Below are 17,143 nucleotides of genomic sequence, written 5' to 3'. Positions count from 1 at the left end.
AGACAGAAGTCGACAAAGATCGGCTGGGTTCATGGCGTGAAAATGCCGTATTGAGCCGACGAGAACCGACGGGAGCCGTTGAAGGGCAGGCGAATACGCCGTGAAAAGGCGGCGGGGGAACGGCGAGAGGGCCCTGCCGGGCGGTCGAGTCCGCCGACGGGCCCTCTCCAGGCCGACCGCGCGCGGCACCCTGTGCCGGACGCGCCGGGGCGACCCGGCCGGGTCGCCCCGGTCGACCCGGCCGCCCCACGCGCCCCGCTACGGCACCTCCGCTACGACGCCCTCGCTACGCCACCCGCCTCGCTCCCGGCGACGGGACCGCGCTGAAGACGCGCGGCTCCTCGTACCCCTTCGCCGCGAAGGACTTGGCCACCGAACTCGTCACCGTCGCCGACAGCGACGCCTCCGTCAGCACGATCGCCGAGCCGCCGAAGCCGCCGCCGGTCATCCTCGCGCCCAGCGCGCCCGCCGCGAGGGCGGACTCGACCACCAGGTCCAGTTCGGGACAGGAGATGGCGAAGTCGTCCCGGAGCGAGGCGTGGCCCTCCGTCAGAAGCGGGCCCAGGGCGCGGACGTCGTCGGCCCGCAGCGCGGAGACCACCCGCTCCACGCGGTGGCCCTCCGTCACGATATGGCGGACCAGCGGCCGCAGCGACGGGTCCTCCAGAGCGGACAGCGCCGCCTCCAGGTCCGCGTACGCCACGTCCCGCAGCGCGCTCACGCCCAGCGCCGCGGCCGCGGACTCGCAGCCCGCCCTGCGCCGGCCGTACTCCCCCTCGCTGTGGGCGTGGTGGACGCGCGTGTCCACGACCAGCAGCTCCAGGCCGACCGCGGCCAGGTCGAAGGGGATCTGCCACTGGGAGAGGTCGCGCGTGTCCAGGAGCAGCGCATGGCCCGCGACGCAGCACGCCGAGGCCGTCTGGTCCATGATCCCGGTGGGCGCGCCGACGTAGACGTTCTCCGCCCGCTGGCAGAGCCGGGCCAGGGGCTGCCGCTCCAGGCCCAGTTCGTACAGATCGTTCAGCGCCAGGGCGGTGACCACCTCCAGAGCCGCCGACGAGGACAGGCCCGCGCCCACGGGGACGTCGGACTCGTAGACGATGTCCGCCCCGCCGACCTTCAGGCCCGCGTCCCGCAGCGCCCAGACCACGCCGGCCGGGTAGTCCGTCCAGCCGCCCGGCCCGCGGCCCGGCGCGAGGTCCGCCGTCCGCAGCTCCACCGGCGCCCCGCGCGCGCCCGCCGAGCGCAGGCGCAGCACTCCGTCGTCGCGCCGCGAGACCGTCGCACGCGTGGAGTGCGGCAGCGCGAAGGGCATCACGAAGCCGTCGTTGTAGTCGGTGTGCTCGCCGATGAGGTTCACCCGGCCGGGCGCCGCCCAGACTCCCTCGCTCACGAGGCGCTCGCCCTCAGCCGGGCGAAGTCCCAGGCGTCCGACACGATCCCCGCCAGGTCGCAGCGGCTCGGCCGCCAGCCCAGCCGCTCCTGGGCGGCGGCCGCCGACGCGACCAGCACCGCCGGGTCGCCGCCGCGGCGCCCCGCGACGACCTCGGGCACCGGGTGCCCGGTGACCTTGCGCACCGTCTCGACGACCTCGCGCACCGAGAAGCCGTTGCCGTTGCCGAGGTTGCAGATCAGATGCTCGCCGGCCGTCGCCGCGCCCAGGGCCAGCAGATGCGCCTCGGCCAGGTCGGCGACATGGATGTAGTCGCGTACGCAGGTGCCGTCGGGCGTCGGGTAGTCCTCCCCGTACACCGAGATCGACTCCCGGCGGCCGAGCGCGACCTGGAGGACGAGCGGGATGAGGTGCGACTCGGGGTCGTGGCGCTCGCCGTACTGTCCGTACGCGCCCGCGACGTTGAAGTACCGCAGCGAGACCGCGGCCAGGCCGTGCGCCGCCGCCTCTCCGGTGATCATGTGGTCCACGGCGAGCTTGGTGGCGCCGTAGGGGCTGGTCGGGGCGGTCGGGGCGGACTCGGTGATCGGGGTGGACTCCGGCTCTCCGTACGTCGCCGCCGTGGAGGAGAAGACCAGCTTCCGCACGCCCGCCGAGCGCATCGCGCCGAGCAGCGCCATCGTCCCGCCGACGTTGTTGGCCCAGTACTTCTCCGGCTTCGCGACGGACTCCCCGACCTGCGAGGACGCGGCGAAGTGCAGCACCCCGTCGTAGGAGGGGTCGAGGTGGTCTGCGGCGTCCTTGACGTCGGCCTCGACGAAGGTCGCGCCCGCCGGGACGCCGTCGCGGAATCCGGTCGAGAGGTCGTCGAGAACGGTCGCCTCGTGGCCGGCCTCCAGCAGATGAGCCGTCACGACGCTGCCCACGTATCCAGCCCCGCCGGTCACCAGGTACTTGCTCACTCGCTCGCTACCTCTCTCAGTCGCTCGGCCGCGGTCTCCGGCGGCACGTCATTGATGAACACGCTCATACCGGACTCGGAACCCGCGAGGAACTTCAGCTTGCCGGAAGTGCGGCGAATGGTGAAAAGCTCGAGATGCAGCCCGAAGTCGTCCCGGTCGGGCTCGCCGAAGGGCGCCTGGTGCCAGGCCGCGATGTACGGCGTCGGGGGCTCGGCCGCCCCGAAGACCCGGTCGAAGCGTCTCAACAGTTCCAGATAGATCTGTGGGAACTCTGTGCGCGCCGCGTCGTCGAGCGCCCGTAGATCCGGCACGCGCCGGCGCGGGTGGAGATGCACCTCGTACGGCCAGTGCGCGGCGTACGGCACGAACGCCACCCAGTGCTCGCCGGTCAGGACGGTCCGCGCCCCGTCGGCGAGCTCCCGCTCGACGAGGTCGTCGAAGAGGTTGCGACCGGTGGCGGCGCGGTGCTCGGCGGCGGAGCGCCGCATCAGGGCGGTGCGGGGGGTGACGAAGGGGTACGCGTAGATCTGGCCGTGCGGATGGCCGAGCGTCACGCCGATCTCGGCGCCTCGGTTCTCGAAGCAGAAGACCTGCTTGACCTGGGGAAGCTCGGCGAGCTCGGCGGTGCGGTCGGTCCACGCCTCCAGCACCAGGGCGACCTGCTCCTCGGTGAGGTCGGCGAAGGACGCGTCGTGGTCGGAGGTGAAGCAGACGACCTCGCACCGGCCGGCGGGGCCGGCCAGCGAGGGGAAGCGGTTCTCGAAGACGACGACGTCGTAGTCGGCGGCCGGGATCTCGCTGAGCCGCCCGTCCCGGGAGGGGCAGAGGGGGCACTCGTCGGCGGGCGGGTGGTACGTACGGCCCTGGCGGTGCGAGGCGATGGCGACGAAGTCGCCCAGCAGCGGATCACGGCGGACCTCGGACGCGGTGGCCACGGGGTCGAGCGGCCGCTGGTCGACGGCGTCGCGCACGGCGTCGTCGCGGGCGTCGTAGTAGAGCAGCTCGCGACCATCGGCCAGCCGGGTCGACGTCTTCTTCACTCTGGTAGCTCCCTCGCCCACCCACCTACCCAACAGAACCGAACACAACAAACCACAACTCAACAGTATCGTCAATGACTGAGCAGCAGAAAGGAGCTGCTGTGGGGGCGCCCGCACACGATCGACCACCTGACACGGGCGCGCGCGCGAGAGCTGGGCGATCCGAGGGGTGGGCCCATGAGCCCGGTCGATCGGCCCGCCGGCGCGGGACCGGGCGCGTGAGCGCCAGACCGTCGACGCGCAGGCCCGGGGCCAGGCGGCATGCGCCCGGGACGGCCAGCGCAGAGGCCCGGGACCGGGCCCGGCCGACGGCCAGCGCGGGACGGGGCGCATACGCTCGGGACCACCAGCACGCAGGCGCGAGACTGGCCGCATGAGCCCGGGTCGGTCGGCCCGCGAGCGCGGGACCGGCGCGTAAGCCCGGGCCCCGCGCCTGCGGGCTGGCCGTCCCGATCCCGGACCTGCGTGCCGACCGTTTCACGTTCATGCGCCCGGTCCTGCGCTTGCGGGCCGACGGTCCCGCGCTCAAGGACCGGGTTCCCCGGCCTGCGGGCCGCCCGACCGGGCTCTTGCGGCTGGTCACGTGCGTGCGCCCGGTCCTGCGCCTGCGCGCCGACGGTCCTGCGCTCACACGCCGGTCCCGGTCCTGCGTGCCGACCGGGACCGGCCGCGCAGGTACGGGACGGTCGGCGCGCCGAGGCGCGAGACTGGGCACGTGAGCCCGGGACCGCTCAGCCCGCACGCGCGCGACCAAGCGCATAAGCACCGGACCCTCCGCGTCATGCCGCGCCGAGCCGCCCACTCCAGCCGTACGAGATCCCCCGCAGGCCAGCTCCGCGTCCCGCCGGCTACTCCGCCGCCGCCTGGGGTGGCGAGACGATCGACGCTCTGTCCAGCAGGCCCGTGCGTGCGGCCAGTGCCGCCGCCTCCAGGCGGGAGCCCACTCCCAGCTTCATCAGCACCCGCTGCACATGCGTGCGCGCCGTGCTCGGTGCGATTCCCATGCCCGCCGCGATCAGGCGCGTGTCCTCGCCCTCGGCGACCCGCACCAGCACCTCGACCTCGCGCGGGGTGAGCAGCTGGAGCAGTCGCTGGCCCTCGTCGTCCGGCTGGGCGGCCGGGTTGAGCAGTTCGGCGAACGCCCCCTGGAGCAGCTGCGGCGCGACCACCGCCTCGCCCGCCCGCGCCTTGACCATGGCCCGCTCGACGCCCTCGATGCGCTCGTCATGGCGTACGTAGCCGGACGCGCCGGCCGCGAAGGCCGCGGCGATCCCCCGCGGGCTGGGCACCGGGCCGAGGACGACCACCGCCACCTGCGGGCGCTCGCGCTTGATCTTGACGATGGGGTCGAAGGCGCCTGGCTCGGCGGGCGTCGCCGTGCCCATGAGGCACACCTCGGGCGCTCTGGCCACCACCAGCTCGGCCGCCCCGGCCGCGGGCGCGGCCGCCGCGAGCACCCGGTGCCCGCGCAGCTTCAAGGCCGAGGCGAGCGCCTCGGCGAGCAGTCTGTGGTCATCGACGACCATGAGCCGCACGCCCATCGAGCAACCCCCATCCCCGCTGGTGCTGGCCCCCCGGCCCTCTGCCCCCGGCAAGCTACACGCTTGTTCGACATCGCGCGCCCCTAACTCGGCAGAAGCCCCCCAGAATGCCGAATTCTTCGCCAAACAGGGCTACTTACGACCGTGGCCCGGTACATCGGAACTCCGATGCACCGGGCCAGGGGCCGTGCGGGCGCCGCCTCGCGGCGGCGGGGCGGATCAGTCAGCCGTGGTGAAGGAGAGGGCCAGCAGCCGCACTCCGAACGCCGGCTCCAGCTCGTCCTTCGGATCGCTCAGCAGGTCGTCCGAGACGAACAGCCGGCCTGAGGCGTAGTCCCACTCGGACCCCTCGACGGTGAAGCTGTTCTCCGCGTTCTTGACGGACTTGTCGCCGGGGGTCTCCAACAGCACCGTCTGCTTGAAGTCCGCGCCGTTGATGCTCACGACCTGCGTGGGCTCGCTGTACGTCTGCTTCTTCAGCGTGATGATGTTGCCGCCGTCCATGCGCAGCGGGAGCAGCTTGAACTTGTTCCCGGAGTCCGCGCGGTCGCTGGTGCCCTTTCCGGTGGCGAGGTCGAAGGAGATGATCTCGTTGACCCGGTTGAAGCCGTCGTCCCCAGGGCCCTGGTGCTCGGCCGTCGGCAGGTAGAGCCGGTCGTTTCCGACGACGACGAACTGGCAGCCCTCGACGCCGTCGCTGGCCGGGCACCTCGCCTCGTACTTGTCGGCCGGCGCCGAGATCTTGGCCCGGAGCTTGCCCGTCTTCCCGTCGATCGAGAAGAAGTCCGAGATGCCGAAGGTGCCCGTGTCGCCGATGTCGGCCGCGACGACGAGCGGCTGGCTGGAGACGACCCGCGCGTCCTCGAGCGGGGTCGGCATGTTGAACGAGGCGAGCGGGGTGCCGTTGTCCGGGTTCAGCGTCTGGACGACGACCGACGAGTCGGAGAACGGCCCGCAGCGCCGGACCGCGACGAGCGCGGCGCCGCCGCCGTACCCGATGTCACGGCACTGGTTGCCGTCGATGGTGGGCTTCCAGCGCACGGCCCCGGTGTTGAGGTCGAAGGCCGCGCCGCCGTCGCCGTCCGCCGCGGCGACCGTGTTGCCGCTGAGGGTGATCTCGGTGTAGTCGGCCTTCTCGTCGCCGCTGTTCTCGCTGGTGATGGACTTGCTCCACAGCAGCTTGCCGGTGTTGAGGTCGATGACGCCGACCTCGGTGCACTTCTCGTAGGCCTTGGCGTCCTTGCGCTTGGCCGCCTCGAAGGCGATGGCCGTCTTGTTGTCCTTGCTGACGTGGCGGGACGCGGCGCAGACCTGGCCGGGCAGCGGGGTGGTCCACAGCGGCGTGCCCTTGGCCACGTCGTAGGCGACGACCGAGTCGACGCCGGGCTTGACGTACGCCTTGTCGGTGACCCACGAGCCGGGGACGGCGGTGAGGCCGGTGCGCTTGGGCGGCGGGGGCAGCTGGAAGCCGACCTTGGCGCCGGTGTTCGCGCCCGCCTTCTCCTTGCCGGGGCCGTCGGCGGCGGCCTTGCCGCTGTCGCCGTCGCCGCCTCCGGTGCCCTTGGAGCCGCCGTTCGCGCTGTTCTCGCTCTCGGACTTGCCGCCGCCGTCGTCCTTCGTCGAGGCGTAGAAGACGCCGGCGCCGACGATCAGCACCACGGCGACGGCCGCCGCGATGATGATCTGCATCTGCGTGCTGATCTTCTTGCGGCCGCCGCTGGAGCCGCCGTCGGGCTGGGGCGGCGGCATGTACTGCGGTTGCGCGGGCTGGGTCGGGTAGCCGTAGCCGGGCTGGCCGGGCGGCGGGCCCTGCGGCGCCGCGCCGGGCGGCGGCGTCTGGGGGTAGCCGTAGCCGGGCTCGGCGGGCGGCGGGGTCTGCGGGTAGCCGTAGCCCGGCTGGGGCTGGGCGCCGGGCTGCTGCGGGTAGCCGTACGACGGGTTCTGCGCGGGCTGCGGGGGCGGCGTGGGGCTCCCGAAGCCGCCGGGCGGCGGGTCCTGCGGCGCGCCGAACCCTCCCGGGGGCGGGCCTGGCGGCTGGTTGGGCGGCGGCGGTGGCTGCGTCATGGCGTTGATTACCTCTGAAGTACGGGAGAGTCGACGGGAGAAGGGCGAGGCCCCGGCCCTGACGGGCCGGGGAGCGCGGTCACTTGCCGAAGGCCATCATGGTCTTCGTCTTCTTCTCCTCCGCGTCGTTGCCGGCGCTCACGCGCCCGCTGAGGAGGAAGAAACGGCCGTCCGCGTACGCCGTCTTCGAAGTGAAGAAGGAGCTCTCGATCTCCGCGGTGGAGGCGGGGTGCTTGAGGATCGACTTGGGCTCGCCGCCGGTCGGCGCGATCGAGGCGACCTCGCCGCCCTTGTCGTACGAGGCGTCCTTGTAGACGAGGACCTCCTCGCCCTCCATGCCCAGCACGGTCATGCCGCGCTCGCCGCCGGAGGCCGAACGCCACTTCTCCTTGCCGGTCTTCAGGTCGAAGGCGACGACGTGGTTGGGGCTGCGGACGGTGTCGGGCTCAGTGGACATGTAGAACGTGTCCCCGCCGGCGGCGACGCCGCTGCAGCCCTCGAGGTTCTGGCCGAAGACCACGAACGCGCCGCCGCAGCGGGGGGCGAACTTGTCCTTGCCGCCGTCGATCGTCGAGCGCAGCTTGCCGCTGTCGTCGAGCGCGATGATCGTCCACTTCTTCTCGGGCTTGCGCTGCGTGAGCGAGACGACCACGGGGCTCGCCGAGAAGACCTTGTCGATCTCCCAGCCCTCGGGGGCCTTGTACGTCCACTTGGGCTTGCCGGTGGCCGGGTCGACCTCGGACAGCTGGTGCTTGGGCTTGTCGAAGTCCGAGGTGGGGCAGCTGGCCGCGGCGAGCAGCCTGGGGCCGCCGGCGAAGGCGAACGGCTTGCAGCCGCTCGTGGGGCCCTTGAAGATCTGCTTGCCGTCGGCCATCGAGAAGCCGTACGAGTTCCCGGTGCCGCCCGCCGCCAGCGTGTTGCCGCTGATCGACAGGGTGAAGTCGGACATCGAGGCGAACCCGGTGCCCTTGGGGATCGCGGACTTCCAGCCCGCCTTGCCGGACGCGAGGTCGACCATCTGGAGGTTCTGGCAGTCGGCCCGGTCGGTGAGTCCGTCCTTGAGGCCGAAGACGATCTTGCCGTCCTGAGTGGGGTTCGTCGCCGCGGAGCAGACGTCAGTGGGGAACGGCACGCTCCACTTCTTCTTGCCGTCGGTCACCGAGTACCCGGTGACCTCGCGGTACATGGCCTTGACGACAGTGTCGCCGACGACCCACGGGCCGAACTGGCTGGCGCCGCCGCGCGGCAGGTCGACGTCGTTCTGGATCAGGAAGAGCGCCTTCGACTCGCCGGGCTTGCGACCGGCGTTGAGGTCGTCGTTGCCCTCGCGGCCGGTGCCCTCGCCGTCGCCCTGGTCGATCGACTCCGAGCCGGTCGGCTTGGGGTCCTCGCTCTTGGAGACGTTCTTGTCGTCCTTCTTGTCGTCCTCGCCGCCGCTGAGCACGAAGTAGGTCCCGCCGCCGATGACGAGCAGCGCCGCGACGGCCGCGCCGATGACGACCGCGGTCTTGCCCTTGAAGAAGCCTCCGCTGCCGCCGGACGGCGGCGGGGTGGGCGCGCCGGGGTACTGCGGCTGGGTCGGGTAGCCGCTGTAGGGGCCGGGCTGCTGGGCGTACGGGCCCGGCTGCTGCGCGTACGGCCCCGGCTGGCCGGGGGCCTGCTGCGGATAGCCGTAGCCCGGCTGGGGCTGGGCGCCGGGCTGCTGCGGGTAGCCGTAGCCCGCCGGAGCGCCCTGGGCCGGCGCGGCGGGCGGCGGCGTGGGCGGCATCTGCGGCGGGGGCCCCTGCGGGGCCGGCGGCGCCTGGGGCGGCTGTGCGGGCGGCTGGGGGACTCCGTGGGGCGAGTCCTGCGGGGCGCCGAAGCCTCCCGGCGGTTGCTGGCTGGGCGGCTGAGTCATCAGCGCATCCCCCTTCGTGCGGTCCCCACGGCCCGACCGGTCTCCCCCGCTTTTCCGTGGACGGTTGCCCCCGGAAAGGAGCGAATCAGGCGTGGATTTCGCAGCGTTACGTCAGTGGAGCGGGGCTTCTTTCTATCACTCGGGCCCCAATGCAAGGGGGGCCGGTCCGCCCCTGTTCCCAAGGGAGGACCGGCCCGTGATGCCCTCGTTACCCGCTCTCCACGGCTTCTCTACCGTTGTTGGGAAGGCCGCAGAATTACGCGTCCTCGGCGAGCTCCAGCCACCGCATCTCCAACTCCTCGCGTTCCCCGCCGAGTTCGCGGAGCTGCGCGTCCAGTTTCGCCACCTTCTCGAAATCCGTGGCGTTATCGGCGATTTGGCCGTGCAGTTTGCTCTCCTTCTCGGAGAGCTTGTCGAGCTGCCGCTCGATCTTCTGGAGCTCCTTCTTCGCCGCGCGTGCGTCGGCGGAGGACTTCTCGCCCGTCGCCGCGGGAGCGGCGGCGGCCGGCGCCGGCGCCGCGGCCTCGACGACCCGCCGCCTGCGCTCCAGGTACTCGTCGATGCCGCGCGGCAGCATCCGCAGCGCCGCGTCGCCGAGCAGCGCGTACGTACGGTCCGTCGTCCGCTCGATGAAGAACCGGTCGTGGGAGATGACGACCATCGAGCCGGGCCAGCCGTCGAGGAGGTCCTCCAGCTGGGTCAGCGTCTCGATGTCGAGGTCGTTGGTGGGCTCGTCGAGGAAGAGGACGTTCGGCTCGTCCATCAGCAGCCGCAGGATCTGCAGTCGCCGGCGCTCGCCGCCGGAGAGGTCGCCGACCGGCGTCCACTGCTTGTCCTTGGAGAAGCCGAACTGCTCGCAGAGCTGACCCGCCGTCATCTCCCGGCCCTTGCCGAGGTCGACCCGGTCACGGACCCGCTGCACGGCCTCCAGCACCCGCAGGGCGGGGTCGAGTTCGCCGACCTCCTGGGAGAGGTAGGCCAGCTTCACGGTCCTGCCGACGACGATCTTCCCCGCGGCGGGCTGGGTCTCGCCCTGGGTGCGGGCCGCCTCGGCGAGCGCGCGCAGCAGCGAGGTCTTGCCCGCGCCGTTGACGCCGACCAGGCCGATCCGGTCGCCGGGGCCGAGCTGCCAGGTGAGGTGCTTGAGCAGCGTCTTGGGGCCGGCCTGGACGGTGACGTCCTCCAGGTCGAAGACGGTCTTGCCCAGGCGGGCGTTGGCGAACTTCATCAGCTCGGAGGTGTCGCGCGGCGGCGGCACGTCGGCGATCAGCTCGTTGGCGGCCTCGATGCGGTAGCGGGGCTTGGAGGTGCGGGCGGGCGCGCCGCGGCGCAGCCACGCGAGCTCCTTGCGGACCAGGTTCTGCCGCTTGGTCTCCTCCGTCGCCGCGATGCGCTCGCGCTCGGCGCGCGCGAAGACGTAGTCGCTGTAGCCGCCCTCGTACTCGTACACCGCACCGCGCTGGACGTCCCACATCCGGGTGCAGACCTGGTCCAGGAACCACCGGTCGTGGGTGACGCAGACGAGCGCGGAGCGGCGCTCCTGGAGGTGGCGGGCCAGCCAGGCGATGCCCTCGACGTCGAGGTGGTTGGTGGGCTCGTCCAGGACGATCAGGTCCTGCTCGGCGATGAGCAGCTTGGCGAGCGCGATACGGCGGCGCTCGCCGCCGGAGAGCGGGCCGATGACGGTGTCGAGGCCCTCCGGGAAGCCCGGCAGGTGCAGATCGCCGAAGAGGCCGGTGAGGATGTCGCGGATGCGGGCGTTCCCCGCCCACTCGTGGTCGGCGAGGTCGCCGATGATCTCGTGCCGGACGGTCGCGGCCGGGTCGAGGGAGTCGTGCTGGGTCAGCACGCCGAGCCGCAGCCCGCCGCTCTGGGTGACCCGGCCGGTGTCGGGGTCCTCCAGCTTGGCGAGCAGCCGGATGAGGGTGGTCTTGCCGTCGCCGTTGCGGCCGACGACGCCGATGCGGTCGCCTTCGGAGACGCCGAGGGAGACTCCGTCGAGCAGCGCACGGGTGCCGTACACCTTGCTGACTGCCTCGACATTGACCAGATTGACGGCCATTTCACTCCTGTACGGCGGGAAGGATCGACGTCCCAGCCTAGTCGCCGCGAGCGGGTCGCCCGACGGGCAGCCGTCCTGCGGGCACGGGGGCGGCTGCGGGGTCCGGTCGCGACCGGCTGGGGGAGGCCGGGGGCCGCCGCGTCGCGGGGTCGGTGGGGCCGGGCAAACCAAGCCCCGCCGGCGTTTGAGGCGCGGGGTCCGGGGCAGCGCCCCGCGGGTCGCCCGCACAGGCCGCGCGACCGGCGGCCGGGTCGTCTGCTCCGCGACCTAGAGGACCGTCGCGCCCCGCGCCGGGGAGGACGTCGGGCGGGCCGCCCGGCAGGTGCCGGAAGCCGTCAGGGACTCCGCGATCGAGGCAGCGCCGTCCGCGTCCTTCGCCAGGAACGCGGTCGTCGGGCCGGAGCCCGAGACGATGCCCGCCAGCGCCCCGGCCGACATGCCCGCCGCGAGCGTGGCGGACAGCGACGGGCGCAGGGAGAGCGCGGCCGGCTGGAGGTCGTTGGCGAGCGCGCCCGCGAGCGCCGTGGCCTCGCCCGTGCGCAGGGCCTCCAGCAGCGCCGGGGAGGCGGTCGGCGCGGGGACCGCGACGGATGCGTTGAGCCGGTCGAACTCGCCGTACACCGCGGGCGTCGACAGGCCGCCGTCCGCGACCGCGAAGACCCAGTGGAAGTCGCCGCCGACGGCCAGCTCGGTCAGCCGCTCGCCCCGGCCGGTGCCCAGAGCCGCGCCGCCGACCAGGCTGAACGGCACGTCGCTGCCCAGCTCCGCGCAGATCGACAGCAGCTCGGCGCGGGAGGAACCCAGGCCCCACAGCGCGTCGCAGGCCAGCAGGGCGCCCGCGCCGTCCGCGCTGCCGCCCGCCATGCCGCCGGCCACCGGGATGTCCTTGTCGATGTGGATATGGACGTCCGGCGACAGGCCGTGGCGGGCCGCCAGCAGCTCGGCCGCCCGCGCCGCCAGGTTCGTGCGGTCCAGCGGGACCTGCGCGGCGTCCGGCCCCGAGCAGGTGACCGTCAACGAGGGCGCCGCGCTGACCGTCACCTCGTCGTAGAGCCCGACGGCGAGGAAGACGTTCGCCAGGTCGTGGAAGCCGTCGGGCCTGGCGCCTCCCACCGCGAGCTGGACGTTGACCTTCGCCGGAACCCGTACCGTCACGCTCACGCCTTGGCCTCCGCGATCCGCGCGAACTCCTCCACCGTCAGCGCCTCTCCCCGTGCCTGCGGCGAGACGCCCGCCGCCACCAGCGCCTTCTCCGCCTCGGCCGGCGAGCCCGCCCAGCCGGCGAGCGCGGCCCGCAGCGTCTTGCGGCGCTGTGCGAACGCCGCGTCGACGACCGCGAAGACCTCCGCCTTCGTCGCCGTCGTCCGGGGAGGCTCGCGGCGCACCAGCGACACCAGGCCGGAGTCGACGTTCGGCGCGGGCCAGAAGACGTTGCGCCCGATCGAGCCGGCCCGCTTCACCTCCGCGTACCAGTTCGCCTTCACCGAGGGCACGCCGTAGACCTTGTTCCCCGGGCTCGCGGCCAGCCGGTCGGCGACCTCCGCCTGGACCATCACCAGGGTGCGCTCGATCGTCGGGAAGCGGTCCAGCATGTGCAGCAGGACCGGTACGGCGACGTTGTACGGAAGGTTGGCGACCAGCGCCGTCGGCTCCGGGCCGGGCAGCTCCCGCACATGCATGGCGTCGGAGTGCACCAGCGAGAAGCGCTCGGCGCGGCCCGGCATCCGCTGCGAGATCGTCGACGGCAGCGCGCCCGCGAGCACGTCGTCGATCTCCACCGCGACGACCCGGTCGGCGGCCTCCAGCAGGGCGAGGGTCAGCGACCCGAGCCCGGGGCCGATCTCGACGACGACGTCGTCCTCCCGCACCTGGGCCGTCCGCACGATCCTGCGGACCGTGTTGGCGTCGATGACGAAGTTCTGGCCGCGCTGCTTGGTGGGGCGTACGCCCAGCGCTGCGGCCAGTTCACGGATGTCGGCGGGGCCGAGGAGTGCGTCGGGCTCAGTGGTGCTCACCGATACAGCCTACGGCCGCAGTGCGGCCACGGACTCGCCCCCCGCTGCACGAAGAGCTTCTTCGCCCGGTACGTCTGCTCCGCCGCGGGCGCGTCCTGCGGCCGGCCCGTGCCGCCGAGCGCCCGCCAGGTCCCGGTGTCGAACTGGTACAGCCCGCCGTAGTTCCCCGACGGATCGACCGCGCGGGGCCGGCCGCCGGACTCGCAGTGCGCCAGTCCGCTCCAGTTCAGCCCGTCGGCGCCGGCGACGGAGCCCGGCAGCGGCATGGTGCCCACCCGCACCTGCTGGGTGACCGGCTCGCGCACGACCTCCTCGTCGATCTTCCGCGGCTTCTCCTGCACGCCGTTGACGGATCGCAGCGCGTAGGTGACCCGGCGCACGCCCGGCGCCCCCTGGCGCACGACGACCTCGGTGCCGGCGAACAGGGACGAGTCGCTGCTCTTCACCACGTCGTACGCGATGAGCTGCTCGCGGACCTCCCTGCTGCCGGTGATCCGCATGACCGTGATCGTCTGGCCGTCGCGCGGGAAGCTGTCGGGCGGCACGGAGGTGGTGTCCTGTCCGTGCAGGGCGATGCCCGCCTCCCCCAGTGCCTCGCCGACCGTCGCCGCGTTCGTGCGGATGGTCCGCTCGCGCCCGTCGGCCATGAACGTCACCGTCCGCTCGGTCCGCACGTCCAGGACGAGGCCCTTGCGGGAGATGGGCGCGGTGCGGGGGACGGACAGATACGCGCCCTCGGCCCGCACCCCGAGCAGGCGCAGCGCGCCGTCGACGGTGCGCGCGGTGGTCCACAGCCGGCGGGGCTGCCCGTCCAGGGTGAGGGCGAGCGGCCTGCCGTACCGCAGGACGATCTCGTCTCCGCTGGCCAGGGGCACGCCGGGAGCCGGGGCGACGACGTCGTGCGCGGTGAGGGTGAGGCCCTCGTCCTCCAGGAGCTCGTCCACGCTGTCGGCGAAGGTGTGCATGGAGCGGGGCACGCCGTCGACGGTGAGCCGGACGGCCTTGTCGCTGGCGACGAACGCCGAGGTGCCGCCGGCCAGGAAGACGACGACGAGCGCCTGCGGGAGAAGGCGGCGCAGGACGTCGGGCCGCCCGGCGGCCTTGCGGCGGCGTCCGGCCCGCCGGACCTCGGCCCGCCCGGCGGAGAGCGGCGGGGCAGCGGGCATCGCGACGGTGGTCGGTGCCACGGCAGGCATCGCGACGGTGGGCGGCGCGGCGGCGGGCATCGCGACGGTGGGCGGCTGGACGGGCGCGCTCTGGCGGGGCAACAGCGGCTCGCCGATGCCGTGGACGTCATGGAGGGTCGGCGTGTAGCCGCCGCGGGGGTCGTAGGCGTCGTGGAGGGTCAGGGTGTAGCCCTCCCGGGGGTCGTAGCCGTCGCCGCCGTAGTACTCGTGGGCGCCATAGCCCTCGCCGTCGTGCCAGCCTCCGTAGCCGTCCCAGCCCGCGGTGCTCTCGGGGGGCTCGGCGCTCTCGCGGCTGTCGTACAGGGTCGGCGTCTCGTACAGGGTCGGCGTCTCGTACGGATCCGGCTCGGCCGTGTACGCGGCGGCGGGCGTGGGCCCGCCGCGCACGGCACGGTGACTGCCCTGCGAATTGCTCACGACGCTCCGTAAGGTCCGGTCCGGTCCGCCCGATGGCGTTGCGGGCCGGGACACTAGCGGAGCTGTGGTCACTCTCCAAAGCGACTCGACTACCGAGTGTCGCGACGCTACCCTGCGCCCAGCCGGGCCGTTGAGCCGTCTGCGTGCGTCGGCGTGCGGCTGCGTGCGTCTGCGTCTGTCGGCGGGTATTGCTCAGTAACCGAATGCGGCGGCCGTATTGGCGGAGATCGCCGCGGCCAGGGTGTCCTCGTGGAGGCCCTTCACCGCCGCCATGGCGCGCAGCGTGACCGGAATGAGATACGGCGCATTAGGCCGTCCGCGGTAAGGCGCGGGCGTGAGAAAAGGCGCGTCCGTCTCGACCAGGACGAGTTCGGCCGGGGCGACGGCGAGGGCGTCGCGCAGCGGCTGCGCGTTCTTGAAGGTCACATTGCCCGCGAAGGACATGTAGTAGCCGGCGTCCGCGCAGACCCGCGCCATCTCCGCGTCGCCGGAGTAGCAGTGGAACACGGTGCGCTCGGGCGCCCCTTCCTCGGCGAGGACGCGCAGCACGTCGGCGTGGGCCTCGCGGTCGTGGATGACCAAGGCCTTGCCGTGCCGTTTGGCGATCTCGATATGGGCGCGGAAGGAGCGCTCCTGGGCGGCCATGCCCTCGGGTCCGGTGCGGAAGTAGTCCAGCCCGGTCTCGCCGACCGCCCGCACCTGCGGCAGGGCGGCCAGCCGGTCGATCTCGGCGAGGGCGTCGTCGAGCGCCGCGTCGCCGCCTCCCTCGCGCGCGCCCTGCCGGGACCACCCGTCGGGGTCGCCCAGGACGATGCGCGGCGCCTCGTTGGGGTGCAGGGCGACCGCCGCGTGCACGCTCTCGTGCGCGGCGGCCGTCTCGGCGGCCCAGCGTGAGCCCTTGATGTCGCAGCCCACCTGGACGACGGCGGTCACTCCCACCGCGGCGGCCCTGGCCAGCGCCTCCTCGACGGTGCCCTCCTGCATGTCCAGGTGGGTGTGCGAGTCGGCGACCGGCACTCCGAGCGGTTCGGGCAGCGGCGGCGGGGCGGACTTCGAACTCATGGGCGCGATCCTACGAGGCTCCTGCGGCTACGAGTCCCGCGCCCATGCCCTCACTTGCGGTGGAAGGGATGCAGCAGATCGGAGAGGTGCCAGTGGCGGGAGGGCTCCCCTTCGCTCTCGGCCTCCTCGGCGCCGACGGATGGCGCGCCCGGCGCCGCCGTGGCCTCAGCCGCCACGGCCTTCGCGGGCTTCTTCGCCGCCTTCGCCGGGAACGTGTCGGGGCCCAGCATCAGGTCGCGCACGGAGGAGACCTGACCGGACCGCATGATCCGGACGACGTGCCCGCCGCAGTTGATGCAGGTCGGACTCGACAGCGGGGAGGGCACCCGCTCACCGTCCGCCTTGTACACGACGAATTCCTGGCCCGAGGCGTCGTGGTGGTGCTCGATCTCGTAAGACTGCTCCCAGCCGTGCCCGCAGCGCATGCAGGCGAAGGCGTATGCCTCGTGGGCCTTGGCGGGGCCTGTGATCTCACTCATGCCTGCTCCTCTCCACTGACCCAGTGGACGCCTCTTCGGGCGGGAGCGCATCAGCGCCTGTCGAATATTGGATTGGTCTTTGGTCTTCCCATGCAGAAAGGCCCAGGACACGGTCTGCGCTTTGCCTTTTACGATAGTCCTTTACCGTCGGCGGGGACCGGCCGAGCCGCATTCTTTGCCGCCACGACGGCATCGAACACCTCTCTTTTGGGCACCCCCGCCTCGGCCGCGACCGCGGCGATCGCCTCCTTGCGCCGCTCCCCCGCCTCCTCGCGCACCCGCACCCTGCGCACCAGCTCGGCGGGGTCGAGATCGCCGGGCCCCGGCTCGGGCGCGCCCTCGACGACGACGGTGATCTCGCCGCGCACGCCCTCCGCGGCCCACTCGGCCAGCTGGGCCAGCGGCCCGCGCTTGACCTCCTCGTACGTCTTCGTCAGCTCGCGGCACACGGCGGCGCGGCGCTCGGGCCCGAAGACCTCGGCCATCGCGGCGAGCGTGTCGTCGAGCCGGTGCGGGGCCTCGAAGTAGACGAGGGTCCTGCGCTCCTCGGCGACCTCGCGGAGCCGGCCGAGCCGCTCGCCGGCCTTGCGGGGCAGGAAGCCCTCGAAGCAGAAGCGGTCCACGGGCAGCCCGGACAGGGCGAGCGCGGTCAGCACCGCGGAGGGGCCGGGGACGGCGGTGACCTTGATGTCCTTCTCGACGGCGGCGGCGACCAGACGGTAGCCGGGGTCGGAGACGGAGGGCATGCCGGCGTCGGTGACCAGCAGCACGCGCGCGCCGCCGGCGAGGGCCTCGACGAGCTCGGGCGTCCGGGCGGACTCGTTGCCCTCGAAGTACGACACGACACGCCCCTGGGTGTGCACCCCCAGCGCCTGGGTGAGCCGGCGCAGCCGCCGGGTGTCCTCCGCGGCCACGACGTCGGCCCGCTCCAGCTCGGCGGCGAGCCGGGGCGGCGCGTCCGCCACATCGCCGATTGGGGTCCCTGCGAGTACCAGCGTTCCAGTCACGTACGCCATCCTCGCAG

General features: G+C 72.9%; 13 protein-coding genes. All 13 read right to left on the bottom strand.

What is annotated here, in order from left to right; translation table 11 throughout:
• Positions 1–286 precede the first annotated feature (286 nt).
• Entirely contained in the window at positions 287–1,393 is a 1,107-nt protein-coding gene (gene galK / locus AB0M39_RS13360; protein ID WP_365363468.1) for a galactokinase, read from the bottom strand.
• Positions 1,390–2,355 (bottom strand): UDP-glucose 4-epimerase GalE, encoded by a 966-nt coding sequence (gene galE, locus AB0M39_RS13355; protein ID WP_365363466.1) that lies wholly within the window; start codon positions 2,353–2,355, stop codon positions 1,390–1,392. Before galE ends, galK begins: the two co-directional genes overlap by 4 nt.
• The gene (gene galT, locus AB0M39_RS13350; protein ID WP_365363464.1) at positions 2,352–3,395 is read right to left on the bottom strand and encodes a galactose-1-phosphate uridylyltransferase; all 1,044 of its coding nucleotides are present in this window, start codon (positions 3,393–3,395) and stop codon (positions 2,352–2,354) included. Before galT ends, galE begins: the two co-directional genes overlap by 4 nt.
• 848 nt (positions 3,396–4,243) lie before the next feature.
• A complete protein-coding gene (locus tag AB0M39_RS13345) occupies positions 4,244–4,936 on the bottom strand; it encodes a LuxR C-terminal-related transcriptional regulator (RefSeq protein ID WP_365363462.1) in 693 nt (230 codons plus the stop codon).
• Positions 4,937–5,155: 219 nt separating this feature from the next.
• Positions 5,156–7,000 carry a PQQ-binding-like beta-propeller repeat protein gene (locus AB0M39_RS13340; protein WP_365363460.1) on the bottom strand — a complete coding sequence of 615 codons (1,845 nt, stop codon included), beginning with the start codon at positions 6,998–7,000 and terminating at the stop codon, positions 5,156–5,158.
• A 79-nt stretch (positions 7,001–7,079) separates the two neighbouring features.
• Positions 7,080–8,897 carry a PQQ-binding-like beta-propeller repeat protein gene (locus tag AB0M39_RS13335; RefSeq protein ID WP_365363458.1) on the bottom strand — a complete coding sequence of 606 codons (1,818 nt, stop codon included), beginning with the start codon at positions 8,895–8,897 and terminating at the stop codon, positions 7,080–7,082.
• Positions 8,898–9,153: 256 nt separating this feature from the next.
• Positions 9,154–10,959 carry an ABC-F family ATP-binding cassette domain-containing protein gene (locus AB0M39_RS13330; RefSeq protein ID WP_365363456.1) on the bottom strand — a complete coding sequence of 602 codons (1,806 nt, stop codon included), beginning with the start codon at positions 10,957–10,959 and terminating at the stop codon, positions 9,154–9,156.
• A 267-nt stretch (positions 10,960–11,226) separates the two neighbouring features.
• Entirely contained in the window at positions 11,227–12,120 is an 894-nt protein-coding gene (locus AB0M39_RS13325) for a 4-(cytidine 5'-diphospho)-2-C-methyl-D-erythritol kinase (protein ID WP_365363454.1), read from the bottom strand.
• On the bottom strand, positions 12,117–12,974 hold the full coding sequence (rsmA, locus tag AB0M39_RS13320) for a 16S rRNA (adenine(1518)-N(6)/adenine(1519)-N(6))-dimethyltransferase RsmA (RefSeq protein WP_365363452.1): 858 nt from the start codon (positions 12,972–12,974) through the stop codon (positions 12,117–12,119). The genes AB0M39_RS13325 and rsmA overlap by 4 nt, the downstream gene beginning before the upstream one ends.
• On the bottom strand, positions 12,971–14,578 hold the full coding sequence (locus tag AB0M39_RS13315) for a ubiquitin-like domain-containing protein (protein WP_365363450.1): 1,608 nt from the start codon (positions 14,576–14,578) through the stop codon (positions 12,971–12,973). The genes rsmA and AB0M39_RS13315 overlap by 4 nt, the downstream gene beginning before the upstream one ends.
• Before the next feature lie 192 nt (positions 14,579–14,770).
• On the bottom strand, positions 14,771–15,640 hold the full coding sequence (locus AB0M39_RS13310) for a TatD family hydrolase (protein WP_365363448.1): 870 nt from the start codon (positions 15,638–15,640) through the stop codon (positions 14,771–14,773).
• A gap of 50 nt (positions 15,641–15,690) precedes the next feature.
• The gene (locus AB0M39_RS13305) at positions 15,691–16,119 is read right to left on the bottom strand and encodes a hypothetical protein (protein ID WP_365363446.1); all 429 of its coding nucleotides are present in this window, start codon (positions 16,117–16,119) and stop codon (positions 15,691–15,693) included.
• A gap of 128 nt (positions 16,120–16,247) precedes the next feature.
• Positions 16,248–17,135, bottom strand: coding sequence for a 16S rRNA (cytidine(1402)-2'-O)-methyltransferase (rsmI, locus tag AB0M39_RS13300; RefSeq protein WP_365363444.1), 888 nt, complete (start codon positions 17,133–17,135; stop codon positions 16,248–16,250).
• Positions 17,136–17,143: the final 8 nt, after the last annotated feature.

The organism is Streptomyces sp. NPDC051907, from assembly GCF_040681075.1.
In the GTDB taxonomy this organism is placed as follows: Bacteria; Actinomycetota; Actinomycetes; order Streptomycetales; family Streptomycetaceae; genus Streptomyces.
Note: the sequence above shows the minus strand (reverse complement) of the source record. Positions and strands in the feature narration are given on the sequence as shown.